The 23,952-nt window shown below is 72.6% G+C and carries 24 protein-coding genes; 6 read left to right on the forward strand and 18 right to left on the reverse strand.

The genetic code is table 11. The annotated features are described in order from the left end of the window. Positions 1 to 5 precede the first annotated feature (5 nt). The 4 genes from AB0G79_RS19555 to AB0G79_RS19570 form a co-directional block, all read right to left on the reverse strand. Positions 6 to 1,439, reverse strand: a complete 1,434-nt coding sequence (locus tag AB0G79_RS19555; RefSeq protein ID WP_360807998.1) for a sugar porter family MFS transporter — start codon at positions 1,437 to 1,439, stop codon at positions 6 to 8. Positions 1,440 to 1,514: 75 nt separating this feature from the next. Then, complete coding sequence (smc, locus tag AB0G79_RS19560; RefSeq protein WP_360808000.1) at positions 1,515 to 5,090, reverse strand: chromosome segregation protein SMC; 3,576 nt, start codon at positions 5,088 to 5,090, stop codon at positions 1,515 to 1,517. A 169-nt stretch (positions 5,091 to 5,259) separates the two neighbouring features. After that, complete coding sequence (locus AB0G79_RS19565) at positions 5,260 to 5,478, reverse strand: hypothetical protein (protein ID WP_055641131.1); 219 nt, start codon at positions 5,476 to 5,478, stop codon at positions 5,260 to 5,262. Between the two features lie 387 nt (positions 5,479 to 5,865). Next, positions 5,866 to 6,147 (reverse strand): acylphosphatase, encoded by a 282-nt coding sequence (locus tag AB0G79_RS19570; RefSeq protein WP_360808002.1) that lies wholly within the window; start codon positions 6,145 to 6,147, stop codon positions 5,866 to 5,868. A 201-nt stretch (positions 6,148 to 6,348) separates the two neighbouring features. On the opposite strand from AB0G79_RS19570, the gene AB0G79_RS19575 reads away from it, so the two are divergent. Both AB0G79_RS19575 and AB0G79_RS19580 read left to right on the forward strand, forming a co-directional pair. Continuing rightward, complete coding sequence (locus tag AB0G79_RS19575; RefSeq protein WP_360808005.1) at positions 6,349 to 7,341, forward strand: CAP domain-containing protein; 993 nt, start codon at positions 6,349 to 6,351, stop codon at positions 7,339 to 7,341. 56 nt (positions 7,342 to 7,397) lie between these two features. Beyond that, positions 7,398 to 7,787 (forward strand): helix-turn-helix domain-containing protein, encoded by a 390-nt coding sequence (locus AB0G79_RS19580; protein WP_360808007.1) that lies wholly within the window; start codon positions 7,398 to 7,400, stop codon positions 7,785 to 7,787. A 31-nt stretch (positions 7,788 to 7,818) separates the two neighbouring features. Here the strand turns inward: AB0G79_RS19580 and mutM are convergent, their stop codons facing one another. The 9 genes from mutM to AB0G79_RS19625 form a co-directional block, all read right to left on the reverse strand. Then, positions 7,819 to 8,685, reverse strand: coding sequence for a bifunctional DNA-formamidopyrimidine glycosylase/DNA-(apurinic or apyrimidinic site) lyase (gene mutM / locus AB0G79_RS19585; protein WP_360808009.1), 867 nt, complete (start codon positions 8,683 to 8,685; stop codon positions 7,819 to 7,821). A gap of 142 nt (positions 8,686 to 8,827) precedes the next feature. Then, positions 8,828 to 9,628 carry a ribonuclease III gene (rnc, locus tag AB0G79_RS19590; RefSeq protein WP_360808011.1) on the reverse strand — a complete coding sequence of 267 codons (801 nt, stop codon included), beginning with the start codon at positions 9,626 to 9,628 and terminating at the stop codon, positions 8,828 to 8,830. A gap of 19 nt (positions 9,629 to 9,647) precedes the next feature. After that, a complete protein-coding gene (rpmF, locus tag AB0G79_RS19595; protein ID WP_015036448.1) occupies positions 9,648 to 9,821 on the reverse strand; it encodes a 50S ribosomal protein L32 in 174 nt (57 codons plus the stop codon). A 2-nt stretch (positions 9,822 to 9,823) separates the two neighbouring features. After that, entirely contained in the window at positions 9,824 to 10,453 is a 630-nt protein-coding gene (locus tag AB0G79_RS19600; RefSeq protein WP_360808013.1) for a DUF177 domain-containing protein, read from the reverse strand. Between the two features lie 172 nt (positions 10,454 to 10,625). Then, positions 10,626 to 11,681, reverse strand: coding sequence for a cell division initiation protein (locus AB0G79_RS19605; protein ID WP_360808015.1), 1,056 nt, complete (start codon positions 11,679 to 11,681; stop codon positions 10,626 to 10,628). Positions 11,682 to 11,791: 110 nt separating this feature from the next. Then, on the reverse strand, positions 11,792 to 12,271 hold the full coding sequence (coaD, locus tag AB0G79_RS19610) for a pantetheine-phosphate adenylyltransferase (protein WP_360808017.1): 480 nt from the start codon (positions 12,269 to 12,271) through the stop codon (positions 11,792 to 11,794). A 26-nt stretch (positions 12,272 to 12,297) separates the two neighbouring features. Further along, complete coding sequence (gene rsmD, locus AB0G79_RS19615) at positions 12,298 to 12,879, reverse strand: 16S rRNA (guanine(966)-N(2))-methyltransferase RsmD (RefSeq protein ID WP_360808019.1); 582 nt, start codon at positions 12,877 to 12,879, stop codon at positions 12,298 to 12,300. 68 nt (positions 12,880 to 12,947) lie between these two features. Beyond that, positions 12,948 to 15,149 carry an ATP-dependent DNA helicase RecG gene (recG, locus tag AB0G79_RS19620; RefSeq protein ID WP_360808021.1) on the reverse strand — a complete coding sequence of 734 codons (2,202 nt, stop codon included), beginning with the start codon at positions 15,147 to 15,149 and terminating at the stop codon, positions 12,948 to 12,950. Positions 15,150 to 15,177: 28 nt separating this feature from the next. Further along, a complete protein-coding gene (locus AB0G79_RS19625) occupies positions 15,178 to 16,836 on the reverse strand; it encodes a DAK2 domain-containing protein (protein ID WP_360808023.1) in 1,659 nt (552 codons plus the stop codon). A 235-nt stretch (positions 16,837 to 17,071) separates the two neighbouring features. Here AB0G79_RS19625 and rpmB point away from each other — a divergent pair, with 235 nt between their 5' ends. Next, positions 17,072 to 17,257, forward strand: coding sequence for a 50S ribosomal protein L28 (gene rpmB, locus AB0G79_RS19630; protein ID WP_015036441.1), 186 nt, complete (start codon positions 17,072 to 17,074; stop codon positions 17,255 to 17,257). A gap of 156 nt (positions 17,258 to 17,413) precedes the next feature. Here rpmB and thiD read toward each other — a convergent pair whose 3' ends face one another. Together thiD and AB0G79_RS19640 are read right to left on the reverse strand one after the other, a co-directional pair. Then, positions 17,414 to 18,217, reverse strand: a complete 804-nt coding sequence (gene thiD / locus AB0G79_RS19635; RefSeq protein WP_360808025.1) for a bifunctional hydroxymethylpyrimidine kinase/phosphomethylpyrimidine kinase — start codon at positions 18,215 to 18,217, stop codon at positions 17,414 to 17,416. Beyond that, the gene (locus tag AB0G79_RS19640; protein WP_360808027.1) at positions 18,214 to 19,176 is read right to left on the reverse strand and encodes a thiamine-phosphate kinase; all 963 of its coding nucleotides are present in this window, start codon (positions 19,174 to 19,176) and stop codon (positions 18,214 to 18,216) included. The genes thiD and AB0G79_RS19640 overlap by 4 nt, the downstream gene beginning before the upstream one ends. Positions 19,177 to 19,409: 233 nt before the next feature. Between AB0G79_RS19640 and AB0G79_RS19645 the strand changes: the two genes are divergently transcribed. Then, entirely contained in the window at positions 19,410 to 19,643 is a 234-nt protein-coding gene (locus AB0G79_RS19645; RefSeq protein ID WP_360808029.1) for an Lrp/AsnC ligand binding domain-containing protein, read from the forward strand. A gap of 23 nt (positions 19,644 to 19,666) precedes the next feature. Continuing rightward, positions 19,667 to 20,143, forward strand: a complete 477-nt coding sequence (locus AB0G79_RS19650) for a DUF3515 domain-containing protein (protein WP_360808068.1) — start codon at positions 19,667 to 19,669, stop codon at positions 20,141 to 20,143. A gap of 33 nt (positions 20,144 to 20,176) precedes the next feature. Here the strand turns inward: AB0G79_RS19650 and AB0G79_RS19655 are convergent, their stop codons facing one another. The 3 genes from AB0G79_RS19655 to AB0G79_RS19665 form a co-directional block, all read right to left on the reverse strand. Further along, complete coding sequence (locus tag AB0G79_RS19655) at positions 20,177 to 21,316, reverse strand: D-alanine--D-alanine ligase family protein (protein ID WP_360808031.1); 1,140 nt, start codon at positions 21,314 to 21,316, stop codon at positions 20,177 to 20,179. 102 nt (positions 21,317 to 21,418) lie between these two features. Then, positions 21,419 to 22,420: an NAD(P)H-dependent glycerol-3-phosphate dehydrogenase gene (locus tag AB0G79_RS19660; RefSeq protein ID WP_360808033.1), complete on the reverse strand. Its 1,002-nt coding sequence runs from the start codon at positions 22,418 to 22,420 to the stop codon at positions 21,419 to 21,421. Then, on the reverse strand, positions 22,417 to 23,172 hold the full coding sequence (locus tag AB0G79_RS19665; RefSeq protein WP_360808035.1) for a lysophospholipid acyltransferase family protein: 756 nt from the start codon (positions 23,170 to 23,172) through the stop codon (positions 22,417 to 22,419). Before AB0G79_RS19665 ends, AB0G79_RS19660 begins: the two co-directional genes overlap by 4 nt. 126 nt (positions 23,173 to 23,298) lie before the next feature. On the opposite strand from AB0G79_RS19665, the gene cofC reads away from it, so the two are divergent. Next, positions 23,299 to 23,946, forward strand: coding sequence for a 2-phospho-L-lactate guanylyltransferase (cofC, locus tag AB0G79_RS19670; protein WP_360808037.1), 648 nt, complete (start codon positions 23,299 to 23,301; stop codon positions 23,944 to 23,946). Positions 23,947 to 23,952 lie beyond the last annotated feature (6 nt).

Below are 23,952 nucleotides of genomic sequence, written 5' to 3' on the forward strand. Positions count from 1 at the left end.
CCCGGTCAGCCCATCTCCTCCAGCGCCTTGCCCTTGGTCTCCTTCACGTACCGGAGCACGAAGGGGATCGAGAGCACGGCGAAGACGGTGTAGATCACGTACGTGCCGGACAGGTTCCATTCCGACAGGGACGGGAAGCTGGCCGTGATCGCCCAGTTCGCCATCCACTGCACGGAGGCGGCGACGCCGAGGGCGGCGGCGCGGATCCGGTTGGGGAACATCTCGCCGAGGAAGACCCAGACGACGACGCCCCAGGAGAGGGCGAAGAAGAGCACGAAGACGTGGGCCGCGACGAGGGCGACGACGCCCTGGGTCTCGGGCAGCTTGCCGTCGACGAGGTCGGCGGAGAAGGCCCAGGCCTCGAAGGCGAGAGCGATCGCCATGCCGACGGAGCCGACCAGGGCGAGCGGCTTGCGGCCGACGCGGTCGACCAGGACCATCGCGATCACGGTGCCGATGATGTTGATGATCGACGTGGTGAACGAGTAGAAGAACGAGCTCGACGGGTCGATGCCGACGGACTGCCAGAGCGTCGCCGAGTAGTAGAAGGCGACGTTGATGCCGACGAGCTGCTGGAAGACCGAGAGCCCGATGCCGACCCAGACGATCGGCAGGAGCCGGTACTTGCTGCCGCTGACGAGCAGGTCCTTGAAGGTGGACTTGTGCTCGCTGCGCATGGCCGCGTCGATCTCGGCGACCCGGCGGTCGAGGTCGACGCCCTCGCCCTCGACCTCGGCGAGGACCTCCTTGGCGCGGGCGGTCTTCCCGACGGAGATGAGGAAGCGCGGGGACTCGGGGATCGCGAACGAGAGCAGGCCGTAGAGCAGGGCGGGGACGACCATCACGCCGAGCATCCACTGCCAGGCCTCCAGGCCGCCGATCTCGCCGCGCTGGTCGCCGTCGGCGAGCTGGAGGATGCCGTAGTTGACGAGCTGGGAGATGGCGATGCCGATGACGATCGCCGCCTGCTGGAAGGAGCCGAGGCGGCCCCGGTACGCGGCGGGGGCGACCTCCGCGATGTAGGCGGGGCCGATGACCGAGGCCATGCCGATGGCGAAGCCGCCGATGATCCGCCACATGGCCAGGTCCCAGAGGGCGAACGGCAGGGCGGAGCCGACGGCGCTGACGGCGAAGAGCACGGCGGAGATCTGCATGCAGCGGATGCGGCCGATGCGGTCGGCGATCCGGCCGGCGGTCGCGGCGCCGATCGCGCAGCCGATCAGCGCGATCGCGATGACCTGCGCGAGGGTGGCGGAGCCGATGTCGTAGCGGTCCCGGATGGCCTCGACGGCTCCGTTGATGACGGAGCTGTCGTAGCCGAAGAGGAAGCCGCCCATCGCGGCGGACGCCGTGATGAAGATGACGTGGCCGAGGTGGTCGGGATGGGCCGCCCGGCCTTCGGACGGCGGGGGCGTGGGCGCCTGCGCGGTGTTGGTCACTTGGACTCCCTGGGAGGGTACGAGCCCTCCCAGTGGCGCACGATTTCCCGCCGCCCACCACCCGGACCGGCGGTCTCAGCGCAGCCGCTGGCTGATGACCTTCGAGACGCCGTCGCCCTGCATCGAGACGCCGTACAGCGCGTCCGCGACCTCCATCGTCCGCTTCTGGTGGGTGATCACGATCAGCTGGGAGGACTCCTGGAGCTCCCGCATGATCCCGATCAGCCGCTGGAGGTTGGTGTCGTCGAGCGCCGCCTCGACCTCGTCCATCACGTAGAAGGGGCTGGGGCGGGCCTTGAAGATCGCGACGAGCAGCGCCACGGCGGTCAGCGAGCGCTCGCCGCCGGAGAGCAGGGAGAGCCGCTTGACCTTCTTGCCCGGCGGGCGGGCCTCGACGTCGACGCCGGTGGTCAGCATGTTGTCCGGGTCGGTGAGGACGAGCCGGCCCTCGCCGCCGGGGAAGAGCCGCGAGAAGACGCCCTCGAACTCGCGGGCGGTGTCCCGGTAGGCCTCGGTGAACACCTGCTCGACGCGGACGTCGACCTCCTTCACGACCTGGAGGAGGTCGGCGCGGGTCTTGCGGAGGTCCGCGAGCTGCTCGGAGAGGAACTGGTGGCGCTCCTCCAGGGCGGCGAACTCCTCCAGGGCCAGCGGGTTGACCTTCCCGAGCTGGTGGTAGGCGCGCTCGGCCGACTTGAGCCGCTTCTCCTGCTCCGAACGGATGAAGGGGCGGGACGGGAGCGGGTTGCCCTCCTCGTCCACGGGCGCCTCGCCCTCGGGGGTCGGCGACGGCGGCACGGGCTGGTCGGGGCCGTACTCGGCGACGAGGTCGGGCGCCTCGACGCCGAACTCCTCCAGGGCCTTGCCCTCCAGCTGCTCGATCCGCAGCCGCTTCTCCGCGCCGAGGACCTCGCCCCGGTGGACGGAGTCGGTGAGCTTGTCGAGCTCGCCCTTGAGGTCGCGGGCGCGGGAGCGGGCGGCCGTGAGGCCCTGCTCGCGGTCGGCCCGCGCCGCCTGGGCGGCGGCCCGCTCGCGGTCGGCGCGGCCGAGGGAGACGTCGACGTGGGCGAGGAGGTCGCGGGCGCCGGCGGCGACGGCGGTCGCGACCCGGCGTTCGTGCTTCAGGCGGACCCGGCGCTGCTCGGCACGCGCGCGTGCCTCGCGTTCGGCGCGGGCGGCCCGGTCGAGCGAGTCGGCGCGTCCGGCGAGCCCCTTGACCCGCTCCTCGTGGGTACGGACCTGGAGCCGGGACTCCATCTCGGTCTGGCGCGCGAGGGTGCCGTCGGCGGCGAGGGTGTCGCGGACGGCGGTGTCGGGCTCGTCGTCCTCGTCTCCCCCGGCGCCGGCCTCCTCGGCGACGAGCAGCCGTTCGGCCAGCTCCTCGGCGTCGGCGATCGCCTTCTCCAGGGAGTCCTGGGCGCGGGCGACGGCGGCGGCGGTCCGCTCGGCCTCCCCCGCCGCGGCCCTGGCCTGCCCGGCGAGCCGGCCGAGCTCCTTGGCGACGGCGGACTTCTCGCGCTCGGCGGTACGGCGCAGGACGTCGAGCTCCTCGACGAGCGCGGCGGCGGTACGGCGCCGCTCCTCGGCCTCCTGCTGGGCGGTGGCCGCCTTCTGGCACCGTACGGCCAGCTCGTCGAGCTCGGCGGCGGCCTCGTCGACGGAGGCCTGCACTTCGAGGAGGCTGGGCGCTCCGGCGGAGCCGCCCTGCGCGAAGTGGGCGCCGAGCAGGTCGCCTTCGGCGGTGACGGCGGTCAGGCCGGGGTGCGAGCGGACCAGGTCCTCGGCGGCGGCGAGGTCCTCGACGAGGACGATCCCGTCGAGCAACCGGCGGACGGCGCCGACGAGTTCGTCGGGGCCGGTGACGAAGCGGGCGACGGGCGCGGCGGATTCCGGGGCGGCGACGGGCGCCGCCGGCGCGTACCCCGCGTGCCCCTCCCGGGGGCCGGCCAGGAGGAGGGTGGCGCGGCCCGCGTCCTGCTTGCGCAGGAGGCGCAGGGCGTCGGCGGCGGCGGTGGGGCCGGTGGCGGCGACGGCGTCGGCGGCGGCGCCGAGGGCGGCGGCTACCGGGACCTCGTGTCCGGGCGTGACGGAGAGGAGTTCGGCGGCGGGGCCCAGCAGGCCGGTGAGTCCGGCGGCCAGGAGCGCGCCCGTGCCGTCCTTGCGGCGCAGGCCGAGGGAGAGGGTCTCGTGGCGGGCGCGGGTCGCGGCCCGGGCGCGTTCGGCGGCGCCGAGCTCCTCGCGGGCGGCGCCCAGCGCCTCTTCGGCCTCGGCGAGTTCGCGGCGGGCCTCCTCGTACCGCTCGCCCTGCTCGCCCTCGGCGGCGCCCAGCTCCTCGACCTCGGCGGTGAGCTGCTCGTACTCCTCCTGCGCGGTGACCGCCCGTTCCCCCGCCTCGTCGCGGGCGGCGGCGAGCCGGTCGATCTCGGCCTGGGCGGCGGCGGCGCGCGAGCGGGCCGCGCCGACCTGGCCCTGGAGCCGGGCGAGGCCCTCGCGGCGGTCGGCGATGGCGCGGGCGACGTCCTTGAGGCGGCGCTCCTCGGCGGCGAGGGCGCGTTCGAGTTCGGCGCGGCGGGCGACGGCGTCCTCCAGGGCCCGTTCGGCCGCCTCCAGGGCGGCTTCGAGCTCGGCCTCCTCCTCGCGGACGCGGGCCGCCTCGCGCTCCAGGTCCTCTGGGTCGCGGCCGCGCCGCTCCTCGGCGGGGGCGTCGGTGGCGCTCTTCACGCGCGCGTCGGCGAGGGAGATCGTGCCGCGGACGCGTTCGGCGAGCTGCGAGAGGTCGTGCCAGCTCTGCCGGGCGTGTTCGAGCCGGGGCGCGAGCGCGCGGGTCTCCGCCTCGAGCTCCGCCTCGCGGGCGAGCGCGGCCTTCAGCTCGGTCTCGGTGGCCTCCTTGCGCGCGAGGAGCGCGGCCTCGTCGGCGACCTCGGCGCTCAGCGCGGTCCGCAGCCGTACGAGGTCGTCGGCGAGGATCCGGAGACGGGCGTCGCGCAGGTCGGCCTGGATGACGACGGCGCGGCGGGCGACGGCGGCCTGCCGGCCGAGGGGCTTGAGCTGGCGGCGGAGTTCGTCGGCGAGGTCCTGCACGCGCGCGAGGTTGGCCTGCATCGCGTCGAGCTTCCGCAGCGCCTTCTCCTTGCGCTTGCGGTGCTTGAGGACGCCGGAGGCCTCCTCGATGAAGGCGCGGCGGCCCATCGGGTCGGCGTGCAGGACGGAGTCGAGCTGGCCCTGTCCGACGATGACGTGCATCTCGCGGCCGATGCCGGAGTCGGAGAGCAGGTCCTGGATGTCGAGGAGTCGGCAGGTGTCGCCGTTGATCTGGTACTCGCTGCTGCCGCCCCGGAACATGATCCGGGTGATGGTGACCTCGGCGTAGTCGATCGGCAGCGCGCCGTCGGTGTTGTCGATGGTCAGCGAGACCTCGGCCCGGCCGAGCGGCGGGCGCCCGGTCGTGCCGGCGAAGATGACGTCCTCCATCTTGCCGCCGCGCAGCGACTTGGCACCCTGCTCGCCCATGACCCAGGAGAGCGCGTCGACGACGTTGGACTTGCCGGAGCCGTTGGGACCCACGACGCAGGTGATTCCGGGTTCGAACCGCAGGGTGGTGGCCGAAGCGAACGATTTGAAACCACGGAGGGTCAGGGCCTTGAGGTGCACCCCGGGGACTTTACCGGGGCACGCGCGTTTCACTCGCGAAGGTGTAGGGAAGATCCTCGGGTGAGGAGGGGGTGGAAAGACAGAAGGGACGCCGAGGCGCCCCTTGCATATCCAGCTGTACAGCGGTCCGGCTGTCCAGCTCACCTGGCCCCGGGGGGCTGGGTTGGTGTCAGGTGAGCGCGGGCTCCGCCTGGGGTACGTCGAGGTCGATGCTGTCGAGCAGCGACTCTCCCTGGTGCTGAGCGGCGGCAGCCGCGAGCGTGTCGTTCTCGGACTGGATCCGTACCAGCTCGGATTCCAGGTCCTGGACGCGCTGCTGAAGCCGTCGCATCTCGGCGAGGAGTCGCGGGTCGGAGCCGCCGACGTAACCGAGAAGCGCCTTTGCCATGATGGATGGTCCTCCACACTGAGTGACCGACCGATTGCGGTGTGGGTCGTGAGGGATTCGCACCCGCGGTGCTCGGCAGTACATCGTGCCGGTTCTCTACTGCCAAACAGCTAAGGTGCGCGGGGCTTCCAGAGTCTCACCAAAAAGTTTGACGGTCAACACGATCACGCCCCGTTCACGGGGGCGTCCGGGGAGACGGTGGCCGCGCGACACGCTGCGGCCCTCTCGACCCGGCCCCTCAGGGCGTGGCGATCATCCTTACCGGGCAGCCTTCCACGGCGCGCACAACTTGGCAACCACCAGCGGGTTCCTCGTAGGAAGGCCCCGTCACGGCGGGTGGGCCCGGCGCCTCTCCGGGTGACCGGAGGGGCGTCGGCGGCGGAGTGGTCAGCGGATGGCGAAGCCTTCGTAGCCGCCGCGCGGTGTGCCCCATATCTCCGTCACGCCGTCCACGCGCCCGGGCGTGTCGCCGGTCCTCAGCCAGTCGAGAAGACGGTGGCAATTCTCACTCGGCCCCTCGGCCACCACCTGCACGCGGCCGTCGTCGAGGTTCAGGGCGAAGCCGACCATGCCGCCGATCTCCAGTGCGTTTGCCCTGGTGAACCAGCGGAAGCCTACTCCCTGCACTCGCCCGCGTACCCAGGCGGTCATCCGTACGTCGTCACTCATGCCCGCACGCTAGCCGGTGACTTGCCCCATGAGCACGTCACCCCGGCCGCTCATCGCGTACAGTCCCGACGGAATGCGCCTCACCCGTTCGGGTGTGCGTCCTTCGACTGCCGCACCGATGTGTGCAGGTAGCAAAGATCAGCAAATACCGCCGCAAAGGTCGCCGACGACCGGCGGAGATCCGCAGAGGAAGGCAGGCAGATGGGACGCCACCGTCGCTCCGGCGCCGCCCCCGCCGCAGAAGACTACGCGGCCGGTTCGGGCCGTCGGCACCGGGGTGACCGCCGCAAGCGGCGGGTGACCCCCGTGCGGACCGGTCTCCTCGGCGCCACCGCCGCCGTCGCCGTGGGAGCCGCGGCCGTCGCCTCGGGTCTGCTGCCCGGCGGGGACACCTTCACCGTCGGCTCCACCGCCACGGCCGAACGCCCGGCGTCCGCCCGCCAGGCCCCCGAGCTGACCACGCAGGGCGGGTCCACCCGGACCCCGGCCGGCGAGTCGGGCGGGACCGGCGGTACGGCCGGGACCGGCGCGGGGACGGGATCGGGCGGCGCGAGGACCGCCTCGCCCTCCGCGAAGCCGAGCGCGAAGCCCAGCGGCGAACCGAGCGCCGGGGCCGGTGCGACGCCGAGCGCCGAGGCGTCGGCGAAGCAGAGCGCGGAGGCCGCCCCCCGGCCGACCCCGTCGGAGACGGCACCCGCGAAGCCCGTGACCCCGGAGGTCTCGGTCACGCCCTCGACGGAGCCGCCCGCCCCGACGGCCGAGCCGACCCCCGAGACCCCGGCCCAGACGGCCGCCGCCGGGTCCACGGCCGACCGCGCCGACGCCGCCGAGGCGGAGGTCCTGCGCCTGGTGAACGTCGAGCGCGCCAAGGTGGGCTGCTCCCCGGTCAGCGCGGACGCGCGGCTCGCGCAGCTGGCGGGGGCGTTCAGCGCGGACATGGAGGCGCGGAACTTCTTCGACCACACGGACCCCGACGGCGCCACGCCGTGGATCCGTGCCGAGAAGGCGGGCATAGCCAACCTGGCCGGCGAGAACATCGCGCGCGGGCAGGTGGACGCGGCGGCCGTGATGACCTCCTGGATGAACAGCGACGGGCACCGCGCCAACATCCTGAACTGCGAGTTCACGACCCTCGGCGTCGGCGTGGAGTTCGGCGACGGCGGCCCGTGGTGGACCCAGAACTTCGGTCGCTGAGCCCCCGCGCCCACGCTAACTTTTCGTAAGCGCTGCGCGCGCGTACGGTGGAGCACATGACTGACGACGACTCCGCCTACGACGTGTTCGCGCGGGCCTGCCCCTCGCGCGGCACGCTCGGGCACGTGACGGGCCGCTGGGGCAGCCTGACCCTCGGCGCCCTGTACGACGGGACGTTCCGCTTCAACGAGCTGCGGCGCCGGGTCGACGGCGTCAGCGAGAAGATGCTGTCGCAGACCCTCCAGGCGCTGGAGCGCGACGGGCTCGTCCACCGCGAGGCGCAGCCCACCAACCCGCCGCGGGTCGACTACCGGCTCACCCCGCTCGGCCGCGAGATCGCGGAGCGGCTCGTCGGCCTGATCGGGCTGGTGGAGGGCCGCATGGAGCAGGTCGAGGCGGCCCGCGAGAGGTACGACGCCGAGCGCGCGGCCCCCGTCGGTTCCTGACCGCGAAGGCGGAAGGCCCGGCCCCTCCCGCTCAGGCGGTGGCCCGCGGCGGGCGCTGGCACCGCGGGCAGAAGTAGCTGGACCGGTTCATCCAGGGGCGCCGCCGCATCGGCGTACCGCACCGGTGACACGGCTCGTCCTCGCGCCCGTAGGCGTCGAGGGAGCGGTCGAAGTAGCCCGACTCGCCGTTCACGTTCACGTACAGGCTGTCGAAGGTCGTGCCGCCGACCGCGAGCGCCTCGTTCATGACGTCCCTGGCGTGCCCGAGGAGCTCGGCCGAGCGCGGCCGGGTGAGGGTGGCGGTGGGGCGCTCGTAGTGCAGCCGGGAGCGCCAGAGGGCCTCGTCCGCGTAGATGTTCCCGACGCCGCTGATCAGCGACTGGTCGAGGAGCGCCCGCTTGACCGTCGTACGCCGCTGCCGCAGCGCGCGGTGGAAGGCGTCCTCGTCGAACTCGGGGTCCAGCGGGTCGCGCGCGATGTGCGCGATGACGTCCGGCAGACCGTCCGGAGTCCGGTCGTGGAGCGAAAGGCCGCCGAAGGTGCGCTGGTCGACGAAGCGGAGCTCCGTACCGGCGGAGTCGGAATCGTCGAAGCGGACGCGGATCCGCAGGTGCTTCTCGTCCGGGGCGTCCTGCGGCCGGACGAGCAGCTGCCCGCTCATCCCGAGGTGTCCGAGCACGGCGGTGCCGGTCTCCGCGAGCGGCACCCAGAGGTACTTGCCCCGCCGCATCGGCACCCCGAACCGCCGCCCCTTCAGCCGGGCCGCGAAGTCCGCGCCGCCCGCCGGATGACGGCGAACGGCCCGGGGGTGCAGCACCTCGACCTCGGCCACGGTCCGCCCGGCGACCCAGCGCTCGAGTCCACGCCGTACGACCTCGACCTCGGGCAACTCGGGCACGGCACTCCTCCGGAGGGGGTACGGGGATGGTCCGGCCAGCCTACCGGCGCGGGGCGGCACCGGGAGAAGCCGCCGGGAAAGACGAGAACCCCGTCCGGGGACGGGGTTCTCGGGAAGCGACGCCTCGGGGCGGTGACGGCCGTCAGGCCGACGTCCGGTCCTCCGTCGACGGGGCGGACTCGGCGCCCCGGCCCGTCGTGCCGGCCTCGGCAGCGGCCTTGACCGCCGCCGCGCGCTCGTCGGCGGCCGCGCGGATCGCGCGCCACGCCGACTCGGCGGCCTGCTGTTCCGCTTCCTTCTTGCTGCGGCCGGTGCCGGTGCCGTACGAGACACCACCGACGCGGGCGGCAGCAGTGAAGACCTTCTCGTGGTCCGGGCCCTCTTCGGAGACGAGGTACTCCGGCACACCCAGGCCCTCGGCCGCGGTGAGCTCCTGGAGGCTGGTCTTCCAGTCCAGTCCGGCACCGAGGTTCGAGGACTTCTCGATCAGCGGGTCGAAGAGCCGGTGCACCAGCTCGCCGGCCGCTTCGAGGCCCTGGTCGAGATAGACCGCGCCGATCACCGCTTCGAGGGTGTCGGCGAGGATGGAGGCCTTGTCCCGGCCGCCCGTGCCCTCTTCGCCCCGGCCGAGCCGGATGAAGGAGCCGAGTTCGAGGCCGCGGCCGACCTCCGCCAGCGCACGCGAGTTGACCACCGCGGCCCGCAGCTTGGCCAGCTGGCCTTCCGGCAGGTCGGGGTGGGTGCGGTACAGCGTGTCCGTGACCACCAGGCCGAGCACGGAGTCCCCGAGGAACTCCAGACGCTCGTTGGTGGGCAGACCGCCGTTCTCGTACGCGTACGAACGGTGGGTCAGCGCACGCACCAGAAGGGCGGACTCGAGCTGATACCCGAGCCGCCCTTCCAGAAGCGTGTGGGACGAGGCTGCGCTGATGTTCTCAGACATCGTGCCTCTCACCAGCCACTCAGACCGAGAGGACCTGGCGCTTGTTGTAGGTGCCGCAGCTCGGGCACGCGATGTGCTGCAGCTTCGGCTCCTGGCAACGCTCACACGAAACCAGGGTGGGGACCGCAGCCTTCCACTGCGACCGGCGGTGGCGCGTGTTGCTGCGCGACATCTTCCGCTTCGGAACAGCCACGGCTACTTCTCCTGCTTCTCGGCGGCGCTTCGGACGTCCCCGTCAGAGGCTTTGCCGCTCATGTTGTCCTTCTCATCGGTTCCCAGCGAACCGGCGAGTCCCTGCAATGCCGCCCAACGGATGTCGACGGCGTCATGGTGGTGGTCCGGGTCCTCGTTCAGGTTGGCTCCACATTCGGAGCACAGACCCGCACAGTCTTCCCGGCACACCGGCTGCATCGGCAGTGCGAGCACCACCGCATCACGCAGCAAGGGTTCGAGGTCGAACATGCCGTCCTCGAGGGGGATCATGTCCTCGTCGTCCTCGGCTTCGTCGTCCGCGGCCGCCTTGGAGCGGCCCCGGTCGTCGGAGTCGGGGTACGAGAACATCTCCTGGAAGTCCACGTCGAGCTCGAGCTCGACGGGCTCCAGACACCTTACGCACTCCCCCTCGGCCGATGCACGGGCGGTGCCTGTGACAAGCACCCCTTCCATGACCGACTCAAGACGGAGATCGATGTCCACCGGAGTGCCCTCGGGCACTCCGATGACCCCTTCGACGCCGAGAGCGGCGGAACCGCCGGGCGCCTCGACCGAACGCGAGATCCGCTGGAGGGCACCAGGACGCCGCCCCAGCTCGTGCGTGTCGAACACGAGGGGGTTGCGGTGGTCGAGGCGCGTGCTCAGGGCTCTTCCTGCTTTCGGATCGAACGAATCGTGAGGGGGGCTGCCAGACGATGGGCAGCAGAGATCGCGGAATACGCGCGACCGAAGAGCCAGGATACTGGACGCTTCGCCCAGGGCCCAATCCGGGACCCCGGCCCCTTTACTGCCCCTGCTCGTACCGGCGCAACTGCTCGAGATCGATCATGCTCGTGTCGAAGAAGCTCGTCTCGTCGAGCGAGGCCGGCTGGTGCTGCGGGATCTGGGGGACCTGCGGGGCGTACTGCGGCTGCTGCTGCTCGTAGCCGTACTGGCCCTGGTACGCGTACGGGTCGGGCTGCTGCTGGTACCCGTACGGGTCCGGCTGCTGCTGGTAGCCGTACCCGGGGTCCTGCTGCGGCTGCTGCGGGTACCCGTACGGGTCCTGCTGGGCGGCGACCGGGGCGGGCGTCTGCGCCGGGCTCTGGGCGGGAATCTGGACCGGCTCCGGGTCGGCGAGCTCCGCGAGGCCGGCGAGGTAGTCGGCGTCGCTGGTGTGGACCGTGCCGGCGAGGCCGTCCTGGGCGGCCATGTGCTCGCCGAGGGCGTCGGTGGCGATCCGGCCGTGCAGCTTCTGCCGGCCGCGCCCGACGGCCTCCAGGGTCTTGCTGAGGACGGCCTCGAAGGCGCCCAGCTTGGCGTCGACGTACTCGTCGGCCCGGCTGATCAGCGTCTGCGGGTCCGCGCTGTACTCGGGGGCGTCCTCGTCCGCGTACCCGTCCTGGTCGAGGCCGGGACCTCGGCCGAGGAGCTTCTCGCGGCCCCGGTCGACGGAGCCGATGGTCTTGTTGAGGACGACCTCGAAGTTGGCGAGCTTGGAGTCGACGTAGTCGTCGGCCTCGGCCCGGACCTCCTCGGCCTCGCGGCGGGCCTCGGCGAGGATCCGGTCGGCCTCGTCCTGGGACTGCCGGGCCACCTGGGTGTCGGAGACGATCGAGCCGCGCTCGGCGTGGGCGGCCTCGATGATCCGCTCGGCCTCCTGGCGGGCCTGCTCGACCAGCTGCTCGCGGCCGCCGATCAGCTCCTGGGCCTGGGCGAGGGAGCCGGGCAGGGCCTGCCGCACCTCGTCGAGCAGGGCGAGCAGCTCGGCCCGGTTGACCACACAGGACGCCGACATCGGCATGGAACGGGCGTTCTGCACGGTCGCGACGATCTCGTCGAGCTTCTTCTGCACGTCCACCGGGTGCTCGCCACTCTCTACAGCTGGATGGAGACGGACGGGACGACTGTAAGGGCAGTCGGAGCCCGTCCGACACCAGGTGACGGAGCGTCAGCGACGGTGGCCGCGCGTCACTTGCGCCCGAGGCGCTCGGTGAGCCGCGGCAGGACGCTCGGCGGGACCAGGTGCGAGACGTCGCCGCCCCAGGCCGCCACCTCCTTGACCAGGGAGGAGGAGAGGAAGCTGTACGTCGGGTTGGTGGGGACGAAGAGGGTCTCCACCCCCGAGAGGCCGTTGTTCATCTGCGCCATCTGCAACTCGTAGTCGAAGTCGCTGACCGCGCGCAGGCCCTTGACGATGGCCGGGATGTCCCGCTGCTTGCAGAAGTCGACGAGCAGTCCGTGGAAGGACTCCACCTCGACGTTGCCGAAGTCGGCGGTGACCTCGCGGATCAGCTCGATCCGCTCGTCCACGGTGAACAGTCCCTGCTTGGACTGGTTGATCATCACCGCGACGTGTACGACGTCGTACAGCTTGGAGGCGCGGGCGATGATGTCGAGATGTCCGTTGGTGATGGGGTCGAACGACCCGGGACAGACGGCACGGCGCAACTTTGGTCCCTCGCTCTCCGGTCCGGTCATCGTGCGTCTTCGCACGTAGAGGCGGCGCGACCGTACCAAAACGTTCCCTCGCCGTAGCGACGGGACCGCAGTGGCTCGAATCCCTCCGGCCAGCCGAACGCGCCGCCTCGGGTGCCGCGCTCCACGGTGACGAGGGCATCCTCGCTCAGCCAGCCCCCGGCGCGCAGTGTGAGGAGGATCTCGCGGAGTTCGTCGTCCGAGACCGCGTAGGGCGGGTCGAGGAAGACCAGGTCGTACGGGTCGGCCGGGGCCGGCCCCGTCACGATCTGCTCCGCCCTGCCGGACCTGAGCTCGGCGCCGGGCAGGCCGAGGCTGTTCATGTTGTCGCGGATCGTCCTCGCCGCGCGGGGCTCGGCCTCGACGAGCAGGGCGTGGGCCGCGCCGCGCGAGAGCGCTTCGAGTCCGACGGCGCCGGAGCCCGCGTACAGGTCGGCGACCCGGGCCCCGTCGAGGCCGTGGAACGCCTCCCAGGTGGAGAAGAGGCCTTCCCGCGCCCGGTCGGATGTGGGGCGGGTGCCGTTGCCGGGGGGCACGGCCAGGCGCCGTCCGCCGGCGGTACCGGCGATCACGCGGGTCATCGGTGTCCTCGTCCGTCGTCCAATGCGTACGTCCCAGGATATGGCCGCGCCGGGGACCTCAGCCCTTCTCAGCCCTTCTCCAGGAACTCCTCCCGGTCCTTGGAGAGCAGCGCCTCCAGCGCGGTGCGCAGCCCCGGGTGGGCGGTCAGGTCGGGGTCGTCGAGGACGAGGGCGGTGGCCTCCTCGCGGGCGGCGGCGATGACCTCCTCGTCGTCGATGACGGTGAGGACCCGCAGGGAGGAGCGGACGCCGGACTGGGCCTGGCCGAGGACGTCGCCCTCGCGGCGCTGTTCGAGGTCGATGCGGGAGAGCTCGAAGCCGTCGAGGGTGCCGGCGACGGCGTTCAGCCGCTGGCGGGCGGGGCTGGCCTCGGGCATCTCGGAGACGAGGAGGCAGAGGCCGGCGGCGGAGCCTCGGCCGACGCGTCCGCGCAGCTGGTGGAGCTGGGAGACGCCGAAGCGGTCGGCGTCCATGATCACCACGGCCGTGGCGTTGGGGACGTTGACGCCGACCTCGATGACGGTGGTGGCGACGAGGACGTCGAGGTCGCCGGCGGCGAAGCGGCGCATGACGTCGTCCTTGTCGTCGGGGTGCATCCGGCCGTGCAGGACGGCGATCCGCAGCCCGGCGAGCGGGCCCGTGCGGAGCTTCTCGGCGACCTCCAGGACGGCGAGCGGCGGCCGCTTCTCGGCCTCGTCCTCGGCGGACGCCTTCGCCTTCTTCCTCTGGTCCTCCTCGTCGCCGATGCGCGGGCAGACCACGTACGCCTGGTGCCCGTTCTCCACCTCCTCGCGGACCCGCTCCCAGGCCCGCGCGAGGAAGTGCGGCTTGTCGGCGGCGGGCACGACGTGGGTGGCGATCGGCGAGCGCCCGGCGGGGAGCTGGTCGAGGACGGAGGTCTCCAGGTCGCCGAAGACGGTCATGGCGACGGTGCGCGGGATGGGGGTGGCGGTCATGACGAGCAGGTGCGGGGGCTGCTTGCCCTTCCCCCGGAGGGCGTCGCGCTGCTCGACGCCGAAGCGGTGCTGTTCGTCGACGACGACGAGTCCGAGGTCGTGGAACTGGACCTTGTCCTCGATGAGCGCGTGCGTGCCGATGACGAGTCCGGCCTCGCCGGTGACGAGGTCGAGGAGCGCCTGCCGCCGGGCGGCGGTCCCCATGGACCCGGTGAGCAGGACGACCTTGGTGGCCCGCTCGGCGCCGCCGAGCATCCCCCCCTCGGCGAGCTCGCCCATCATCTCGGTGACCGACCGGTGGTGCTGCTGCGCGAGGACCTCGGTGGGCGCGAGCATCGCGGCCTGTCCGCCGGAGTCGACGACGGCGAGCATGGCCCGCAGCGCCACCATCGTCTTCCCGCTGCCGACCTCTCCCTGGAGGAGGCGGTGCATGGGGTGGTCGGTGGCGAGGTCGTCGAAGATCTCGCGGGAGACCTTGGTCTGGCCCTCGGTGAGGGTGAAGGGGAGCTTCGCGTCGAAGGCGTCGAGGATGCCGTCGGGGGCGGGGCGGCGGGGCACGGCGGGGAGTTGGGTGTCGGCGTGCCGGCGGCGGGCGAGGGCGACCTGGAGGACGAAGGCCTCGTCCCACTTGAGGCGGTCGCGGGCGTCCGCGACGTCGGCCTTGGTGCGGGGGCGGTGGATCATCCGCAGGGCGTCGGGGAGCTCGGCGAGGCCGCGGCCCTCGCGGAGGGCGGGCGGGAGGGGGTCGACGGCGTCGGCCGCGCTCGGCAGGACGGCGTCGACGGCCTTGGCGATCTTCCAGGACTCCAGTTTGGTGGTGGCCGGGTAGATCGGGATGAGGGCACCGGCCCAGCCGGCGACGCTGTCGGCCGACTCCTCGCCGTCGCCGCGGAGGAGCTCGTACGAGGGGTGGGCGAGCTGGAGGCGGCGGTTGAAGAGCGAGACCTTGCCGGCGAACATCGCGCGGGTGCCGGGCAGCAGGTCCTTGTGGGGCTTGTGCACGCCCTTGCCGAAGAAGACGAGCTGGACTCTGCCGCTGCCGTCCGTGATGGTCACCTCGAGGCGCTGGCCGCGCCCCTTGGAGCCGTTGAAGGTGAGCACACGGGCGTCGGCGACCTGGGCGACCACGGTGACGTGCTCGTCGAGCGGCAGGTCGGAGAGCGTGGTCAGTTCCCCGCGCTCGGCGTACCGGCGGGGGTAGTGGTGGAGCAGGTCGCCGACCGTGTGCAGGTCGAGTGCCTCGGCCATGACCTTGGCGGTGGCGGGGCCGAGGGACTTCTTGAGTGGTTCGTCGAGCGCGGGCACGCGTTCCATTGCACACCACGCGACTGACAGTCGCGCCTCACTCCACACCGATGAGCAGCGGTGGCGCCCCTTCTCCGGCGTGGTACGTGGTGGTGTCGACGGCCAGGTAGCCGCGCCGGACGTGGCTTTCGAGGGCGGTGGCGAGGCCGGGCGGGGTGTCGTCGGCGACGATCAGCGTGACGAGTTCGCCGCCCGCCGAGAGCATCCGGTCGAGGACGGTGCGGGCGGTGTCGGTGAGGTCCTGGCCGATGACGGCGACGTCGCCCTCGATGAGGCCGAGGACGTCGCCGGCCTGGCAGACGCCGGCGGAGGTGAAGGACTGCCGTTCGGCGACGGCGAGTTCGGCGTAGCGGGTGGCTCCCGCAGCGGCCGTCATGGCGACGACGTCCTCGTCGAAGCGGCGGTCGGGTTCGTGGACGGCGAGGGCGGCGATGCCCTGGACGGCGGCGCGGGTGGGGATGAGGGCGACGCGGATGCCCTCCGCCCTGGCCTGTTCGGCCGCGGCGGCGGCCGACTGGCGCAGCTCGGTGTCGTTGGGCAGGAGGACGACCTCGTGCGCGTACGCCCGGCGGATCGCGTCGAGGAGTTCGTCCCCGGCGGGCGGTTCGCCGGGGCGGTTCTGGACGGTGGTCGCGCCGGCCTCGGCGCAGAGTCCGGCGAGGCCCTCGCCGGGCACGACGGCGACGACGGCGCGCTGGACGCGTTCGCCGCGCTCGTCCGCGGCCGCGTCCGGCGCGGCGGGGGCGCCGGGCGCGGCGGGGGCGGTGCTCGCGAAGTGGGTGACGCGGATCCGGTGCGGGCGTCCCGCCTCGATGCCGGCCTCGACGGCGCCGCCCGCGTCGTCGGTGTGGACGTGGACGTTCCACAGTCCGTCGCCGCCGACGACGACGAGGGACTCCCCCAGGGCGTCGAGCCGGGACCTGAGCAGGTCCACGGCTGCGTCCTCGGCCTCCAGGAGGTAGATCACCTCGTACGCGGGTCCGCCGGCGGTCGCGCAGTCCACGGGGGTCGGGTCCCCGGCGGCGGAGACGCCGTGGGGCAGCTCCCCCGGGCCGGCGGGCTCCTCGCCCGTCACGGTCTCCAGGAGCGCGCGCAGGACCGCCACCAGGCCGCGTCCTCCGGCGTCCACGACCCCGGCGCGGGCGAGGACGTCCAGTTGGACGGGGGTGGCCACCAGGGCCTCCCTGGCCCCGTCGTGGGCGTTTCTCGCCGCGTCCACGAGGCGGCCTCCCCCCGCGCAGGCCCGCGCGGCGGCGGTCGCGACGGTGAGGATCGTGCCCTCGACGGGGTGGGCGACGGCCTCCCGGGCGGACGCGGCGGCCGCCGCGAGGGCGCGGGCGAGGTGATGACCGTCACCCCCCTCGGCGAGGACGCCGGCCATGCCCCGCAGAAGCTGGGCGAGGATGGTCCCGGAGTTGCCCCGGGCGCCGAGCAGGGCGCCGTGCGCCATGGCCCTTACGGTCTCGGCGGCGTCGGGCGCGGAGGCGGCGAAGACGGCCTCGACGGCGTCCCGCGCGGCCTCGGCCGTCAGGTACAGGTTGGTGCCCGTGTCCCCGTCCGCGACCGGGTAGACGTTGATCGCGTCGATCTCCTCGCGCTCCCGGCCGAGGGCGTCGACCGCCCGCGCGGACCAGGTCCGCAGCGCCTCGGCGTCGAGCTCGACGAGCTCCTCGTCGGGCTGAAGGGCTCGCGACAACAGGGGCCTCCTTCGGCGGTGAGCTCCCCGCAGAGTAGACCGGGAGTGTCCTGCTCGTGACCTGGGTCCGGGGCGATCTTGTCGGAGACCGTGGTAGTTTCGTTCCACCGAAGCAGGCGTTGTATGCTGCTTCGGTTGCCCGGTTCACACCGGGCCGTTCCCCGGCAAGCCACTTCAGACTCCTGATTCCGGTGCGCCGGATTTCACTGTAATTCTGAAGTCTTTGGAGTGACCCGTGGCTGCCAACTGCGACGTCTGCGGCAAGGGGCCGGGCTTCGGCAACAACATTTCGCACTCGCACCGCCGTACGCCCCGTCGCTGGAACCCGAACATCCAGCGCGTGCGTGCCGTGGTCGGTCGGACGCCGAAGCGGCTCAACGTCTGCACCTCGTGCATCAAGGCCGGCAAGGTCTCGCGCTAATTGCGACGCGAGTTCTGTCGTAGCGCAGCCCCTGCGGTTGCCTTGAAAGGCCGGTTCACCTAGGTGAACCGGCCTTTTGCCTTGCCCGGGGTCGGTCACTGAGGGCCCGTACGCGACTACGCGTACGGGCCCTCGTGCGTTCGGGCGCGCGACCGCTCAGGTCCTGTGGCGCCAGCCGTGGTCCACGGGGCCGATGCCCGCGCCGAGCGGGAAGCCCGCGGCGACGGCCCCCGTCACGTACTCCTTCGCCTGCCGCACGGCCTCCGGCACGGCCAGCCCCCGCGCGAGCCCGGCGGCGATCGCCGAGGCGAGCGTGCATCCCGTGCCGTGCGTGTGCCGGTTGTCGTACCGGGGGGCGCGGAGCCAGTGCTCCTCGGTGCCGTCGGTGAGCAGGTCGACGGCCTCGTCCGGCCCCGTGGGCAGGTGCCCGCCCTTGATGAGGGCCCATCGCGGCCCGTACGAGAGGATCGCCTCGGCCGCGACCCGCATGTCGGCCTCGTACACGACGTGGACGTCCGTGAGCTGCGCCACCTCGTCGAGGTTGGGCGTGGCGACGGTCGCGGTCGGCAGCAGCCTCGTCCGCACGGAGTCGAGGGCCGAGGCGGCGAGCAGGGAGTCGCCGTGCTTGGAGACGCCGACGGGGTCGACGACGACCGGCGCGTCCGTGCCGGCGAGGAGTTCGGCGACGGTCTCGACGAGCCGGGCGGAGGAGAGCATGCCCGTCTTCACGGCCTGGACGCCGATGTCGTCGACGACGGCCCGGTACTGGGCCCGCACGGCCTCCTCCGGCAGCTCCCACGCGCCCTGGACGCCCCGGGAGTTCTGCGCGGTGACGGCGGTGACCACGCTCATGCCGTGGACGCCGAGGGCGAGCATCGTCTTCAGGTCGGCCTGGATGCCCGCGCCGCCGCCGGAGTCGGATCCGGCGACGGTCAGCACCAGGGGCGGCGCGGGACTCACTCGGTCTCCCCGAAGTGGTCCCAGCCGCCCACGCTGTGCCAGGGCGCGCCGTCGACGGTGACCTGCGGGAGCGCGGAGGGGTGGACGACCTCGCCGATGACCTTCCAGCGGGCGGGGAGCTTCACGTCCGGCGGGAAGGTGGCCACGATGGCGTGGTCCTCTCCCCCGGTGAGCACCCACTGCATGGGGTCGACGCCGACGGCCTGGCCGATGTCGTTCATCTGCGTGGGGATGTCGATGAGGCCGGAGCGCAGGTCGATGCGGACCTTGCTGGCCTCGGCGATGTGGCCGAGGTCGGCGATGAGGCCGTCGCTGACGTCGCACATGGCGGTGGCGCCGAGTCCGGCGGCGGCGGGGCCCGCGTGGTACGGCGGTTCGGGCCTGCGGTGGGCCTCGACGAAGGCGCGCGGCGAGCGGAAGCCCCGGGAGAGGACCGCGTACCCGGCGGCGGACCAGCCGAGCCAGCCGGTGTAGGCGACGACGTCGCCGGGCTGGGCGCCGCCCCGGGTGACCGGGTCGTGGTTGCGGAGGTCGCCGAGGGCGGTGATGGCGATGGTGATGGTGTCGCCGCGGACGACGTCGCCGCCGACCACCGCCGCGCCCGCGACCTGACATTCGTCGCGCAGGCCGTCCATGAGTTCGGTGGGCCAGGTGACGGGGAGTTCGGCGGGGACGACGAGGCCGAGGAGGAGCGCGGTGGGGACCGCGCCCATGGCGGCGATGTCGGCGAGGTTCTGCGCGGCGGCCTTGCGGCCGACGTCGTACGCCGTCGACCAGTCGCGGCGGAAGTGACGTCCTTCGAGGAGGACGTCCGTGCTGGCCACCACGCGCCGGTCGGGGGCGGAGACGACCGCGGCGTCGTCGCCGGGTCCGATCCGTACCGCCGGGGTGGAGGTGAGCCGGGACGTGAGCTCCCTGATGAGCCCGAACTCGCCGAGCTCTCCGACTGTGCCCTTCACCGCGTCTCACCTCGTGTCTTCGTGCCGGCCGGCGTGCGGGGGCGCGTCTGCGCGCGCCGCGGGTCGCGGGCCGTCACCGTGCTGGGTACCGTCAAGTAGACCGTCAACTTCTGTCGTGCGTGCGCCACCACGCGAGTGCCCCGGGACACGCGGGTCTCCCCGCGGCCCGCGGCGACGCGGTACCGTGGCGTCTCTTTCTCCCACAAGATCCTCGTGGTCGCCCTGGAGGTTCCGTGGTACAGGCGTACATCCTCATCCAGACCGAGGTGGGCAAGGCGTCGATCGTCGCCGAGACCATCTCCAAGATCCCGGGGGTGCTCCAGGCCGAGGACGTGACCGGACCGTACGACGTGATCGTGCGCGCTCAGGCGGACACCGTCGACGAGCTGGGCCGCATGGTGGTCGCCAAGGTCCAGCAAGTGGACGGCATCACGCGCACCCTCACCTGCCCGGTCGTTCATCTGTAGCCCCCGTCTACCCTTGGCCGGTGATGTCTTCCCACCGGCCTTTCGGCCTGCCCGCCGCCGCGGCGGCCGTGCTGCTGCTGACCGTCACCGGCTGCTCCTCGTCGGACGCCGGGGCGACCGTCGCGGTTCCCCGTCCCCCGGCGGCGGAGGCCGCCCTCTGCCAGGCACTGGACGAGGAGCTGCCCGACACCGTGGCGGGGCTGGAACGCGGCGATCCGGAGCCCGGTTCCGAGCTGACCGCCGGGTGGGGTGACGGTGCGATCGTACTGCGCTGCGGGGTCCCCCGGCCCGAAAAGATGAGCGATCCGAAGGCGCAGGCCGTGGAGGCGAACGGCGTCAACTGGATGCTGGAGCGCACGGAGGGCGGCGGACCGCGTTTCACCTCGACGTACCGGAAGACGTACGTCGAGGTGACGCTCGACGAGCGGTACGCCCACGACGCCACGCCCCTCGCGGATCTGGCCGCGCCGGTGAAGAAGGCGGTGCCCCCGAGCCTCTGACAGGCGCGGGGGCGGCCCGGGGGCGGTTCCGCTCTAGCGCAGGCCGGTGGAGCGGTTCAGCGCGGCCTGGATGAGCCGGTCGACGAGCTCGGAGTAGCCGACGCCGCTCGCCTCCCACATCCGCGGGTACATCGAGATGGGCGTGAAGCCCGGCATCGTGTTGATCTCGTTGATGACGAACCCGCCGTCCTCCGTGAGGAAGAAGTCGGCGCGGACGAGGCCCTCGCAGGAGACGGCCTCGAAGGCCTCGACGGCGAGGCGCTGGACCTCGGCGGTGGCCTCGTCGCCGATCGGCGCGGGCACGATGCCGGAGGCCGAGTCGATGTACTTGGCCTCGAAGTCGTAGAAGTCGTGGTTCGTGACCGGCGGGATCTCGGCCGGGAGGCTGGCGCGCGGGCCGTCCTCGAACTCCAGGACGCCGACCTCGATCTCGCGGCCGCGCAGCAGCGACTCGACGAGGATCTTCGGGTCGTGACGACGGGCCTCCTCGATGGCCTCGTCGAGGCCGGAGAGGTCGTCGACCTTGGTGATGCCCATGGAGGAGCCGCCGCGGGCCGGCTTCACGAAGAGCGGCCAGCCGTGGTCGGCGGCGAACTCGACGATCTTCTTGCGGGCGGCGGCGGGGTTCTGCTCCCACTCGCGCGGCCGGATGACCTCGTACGGGCCGACGGGCAGGCCGAAGGAGACGAAGACGCGCTTCATGTACTCCTTGTCCTGGCCGACGGCGGAGGCGAGGACGCCCGCGCCGACGTAGGGGACGCCGGAGAGCTCCAGGAGGCCCTGGAGGGTGCCGTCCTCGCCGTACGGGCCGTGGAGCATCGGGAAGACGACGTCGACCTCGCCGAGGGCCTTCGGCACGGAGCCGGGCTCGCTGAGGACGACCTCGCGGTTGGCGGGGTCGACGGAGAGGACGACGCCGCCCTCGTCCGACTCGGCCAGGTCGGCGACGTTCGGCAGGGCGCGGTCGGCGATGGCCATGCGCTCGGGGGCGTCGGCGGTGAGCGCCCAGCGCCCGTCCGTCGTGATGCCGATGGGCAGCACGTCGTACTTGTCCCGGTCGATGGCGCTCAGGACGGCGCCGGCCGTGACGACGGAGATGGCGTGCTCGGAGCTGCGACCGCCGAAGACGACGGCGACGCGCGGCTTGCGGGGGCTCTGGGTGTTCTCGCTCATATCGCGTTGAGCGTACCTTGCGGCTCCCGAACTCCTGAGCGCCCCGCTGGGGCCGCGCGCGTACGGCTCAGCGGGGCGGTCCTCAGGACCGTACGGGCGTGGTCAGCGGCGTTCGGACTTGGCGCTGCGGGACATCAGTTCCCGGAGCGCGACGACCGGCGGCTTGCCCTCGTGGACGATGGAGACCACCGTCTCGGTGATCGGCATGTCGACGCCGTGGCGGCGGGCCAGATCGAGCACGGACTCGCAGGACTTGACGCCCTCGGCGGTCTGCTTCGTGGCCGCGATGGTCTCCTCCAGGGTCATCCCGCGGCCCAGGTTGGTGCCGAAGGTGTTGTTCCGGGAGAGCGGCGAGGAGCAGGTGGCGACGAGGTCGCCGAGGCCGGCGAGGCCGGAGAAGGTGAGCGGGTCGGCGCCCATGGCGAGGCCGAGGCGGGTGGTCTCGGCGAGGCCGCGGGTGATGAGCGTGGCCTTGGAGTTGTCGCCGAGGCCCATGCCGTTGGCGATGCCGACGGCGAGGCCGATGACGTTCTTGACCGCGCCGCCGAGCTCGCAGCCGACGACGTCGGTGTGCGTGTACGGGCGGAAGTACGGGGTGATGCAGGCGGCCTGGACCCGCTGGGCGACCGACTCGTCGACGCAGGCGACGACGGCGGCGGCGGGCTGCCGGGCGGCGATCTCCAGGGCCAGGTTGGGGCCGGTGAGGACGGCCACGCGCTCGGCGGGGACGTCCGCGACCTCCATGACGACCTCGCTCATCCGCTCGGCGGTGCCGAGTTCGACGCCCTTCATGAGGGAGACGAGGACGGTGTCGGGGGCGAGCAGCGGCTTCCAGGCGGCGAGGTTGCCGCGCAGGGTCTGGGAGGGGACGACGAGGACGGTGAAGTCGGCGTCGGCCGCGGCCTCCGCGGGGTCCGAGGTGGCCGTGATCGCCGCCGGGAGTTCGACGCCCGGGAGGTAGTCGGGGTTGGTGCGGGTCGCGTTGATCTCCTTCGCGAGCTCCGCGCGGCGGCCCCAGAGGCTCACCTCGCAGCCCGCGTCGGCGAGCACCATGGCGAAGGCGGTGCCCCAGGATCCGTTGCCGAAGACGGCTGCCTTGGTCATGCTGCGGTGCCTCCCTCGGAGGCCTTGCGCCGCTGTTCGAGGCGGGCCCTGCGGTGGTCGTACGGCTCGTCGGGCGCCTTCTCGCCGCGGATCTCCTCCAGGAGCGCGGTGATGGCGGCCATGATGGTCTCGGTGACCTCGCGGAGCACCTCGGGGGTCGGTTCCAGGCCCTCGAAGCGGGAGAGGTCGACGGGCGGGCCGGCCATGACGGTCAGCGTCTTGCGGGGGAACAGGCTGAGCTTGTTCTCCTTGGCGTACGGCGGCATCGCGAGGTTGGCGCCCCACTGGGCCACCGGGATGACGGGGGCCTTGGTGAGGAGCGCGACGCGGGCGGCGCCGGTCTTGCCGGCCATGGGCCACATGTCGGGGTCCCGGGTCAGGGTGCCCTCGGGGTAGAAGGCGACGCACTCGCCGTCCTCGATGGCCTGGACGGCGGCGCGGAAGGCGTCGAGCGCGTTGGTGGTCTCGCGGTAGACGGGGATCTGGCCGGTGTTGCGCAGCATCATGCCGACGAAGGGGCTCTTGAAGAGGCCCGCCTTGGCGAGCAGGCGCGGGACGCGGCCGGTGTTGTACTGGTAGTGCGCGTAGGACAGCGGGTCCAGGTAGGAGTTGTGGTTGACCGCGGTGATGAATCCGCCGTCGGCCGGAATGTGCTCCATGCCGCGCCAGTCCCGCTTGAACAGAACCACCAGGGGGGGTTTGGCGATGACCGCCGCGAGGCGGTACCAGAAGCCGATTCTGCGGCGGGGCACTCGGACACCTTTCTCCGGGACTGGCTGGCAGGGGGTCAAGTCTCGCCCCATGCTCCTGGGCTGTCGAGGACACGGTACGCCCCGGGGCCTGGGGAGGACCGCGTGGGCGGGACAGAATGGTCGGCGATGAAGAGCGATGCGGACGACGGCTGGTCCCTGGTCGTGCCCCTGAAGCCCCTTGCCCTGGCGAAGAGCCGACTGGCCGCGGCGGCGGGCGCCGGGCTGCGGCCCCGGCTCGCCCTGGCGTTCGCCGAGGACACGGTGGCCGCGGTCCTGAACTGCGCGCGGGTACGGGATGTGGTGGTCGTCACGGACGACCCGGTGGCGGGCCGGGCGCTGGCGTCGCTGGGGGCGCGGATCGTTCCGGACGCCCCGGCGGCGGGGCTCAACGCGGCGCTCGCGCACGGGGTCGGCGCCGTGCGGGGCGTACGGCCGCGGGCGCGGGTGGCGGCGCTCAACGCGGACCTTCCGGCGCTGCGGGCGGCGGAGCTCGCCCGGGTCCTGGAGCGGGCGGCGGGATTTCCCCGGGCATTTCTCGCGGATGCCGCCGAAATAGGTACGACATTCCTCTCGGCCGGTCCGGGGGTGGAATTGGAACCGGCATTCGGGGGCCCGTCGAGGCTTCGGCATTTGTCGTCGGGTGCCGTGGAAATGCGGCTGACCGGGGTGGATTCCGTGCGCAGGGACGTGGACACCGGGGACGATCTGGCGGCGGCTCGGGCGCTCGGGCTCGGTCCGCGGACGGCCGCCCGGTGGCCTCCGGCGGCCGGATAGGCTGCG

The sequence above is a fragment of the Streptomyces sp. NPDC020807 genome, from assembly GCF_040641575.1.
Lineage (GTDB): Bacteria > Actinomycetota > Actinomycetes > Streptomycetales > Streptomycetaceae > Streptomyces.

What these genes read in the sequence shown, in the direction of transcription:
- recG (WP_360808021.1), bottom strand. Translation starts at nt 15,149, where the DNA reads ATGGAACGCGTGCCCGCGCTCGACGAACCACTCAAGAAGTCCCTCGGC.
- cofC (WP_360808037.1), top strand. Translation starts at nt 23,299, where the DNA reads ATGAAGAGCGATGCGGACGACGGCTGGTCCCTGGTCGTGCCCCTGAAG.
- AB0G79_RS19650 (WP_360808068.1), top strand. Translation starts at nt 19,667, where the DNA reads ATGTCTTCCCACCGGCCTTTCGGCCTGCCCGCCGCCGCGGCGGCCGTG.
- AB0G79_RS19570 (WP_360808002.1), bottom strand. Translation starts at nt 6,147, where the DNA reads ATGAGTGACGACGTACGGATGACCGCCTGGGTACGCGGGCGAGTGCAG.
- rsmD (WP_360808019.1), bottom strand. Translation starts at nt 12,879, where the DNA reads ATGACCCGCGTGATCGCCGGTACCGCCGGCGGACGGCGCCTGGCCGTG.
- AB0G79_RS19565 (WP_055641131.1), bottom strand. Translation starts at nt 5,478, where the DNA reads ATGGCAAAGGCGCTTCTCGGTTACGTCGGCGGCTCCGACCCGCGACTC.
- AB0G79_RS19580 (WP_360808007.1), top strand. Translation starts at nt 7,398, where the DNA reads ATGACTGACGACGACTCCGCCTACGACGTGTTCGCGCGGGCCTGCCCC.
- rnc (WP_360808011.1), bottom strand. Translation starts at nt 9,628, where the DNA reads ATGTCTGAGAACATCAGCGCAGCCTCGTCCCACACGCTTCTGGAAGGG.
- AB0G79_RS19660 (WP_360808033.1), bottom strand. Translation starts at nt 22,420, where the DNA reads ATGACCAAGGCAGCCGTCTTCGGCAACGGATCCTGGGGCACCGCCTTC.
- AB0G79_RS19575 (WP_360808005.1), top strand. Translation starts at nt 6,349, where the DNA reads ATGGGACGCCACCGTCGCTCCGGCGCCGCCCCCGCCGCAGAAGACTAC.
- AB0G79_RS19655 (WP_360808031.1), bottom strand. Translation starts at nt 21,316, where the DNA reads ATGAGCGAGAACACCCAGAGCCCCCGCAAGCCGCGCGTCGCCGTCGTC.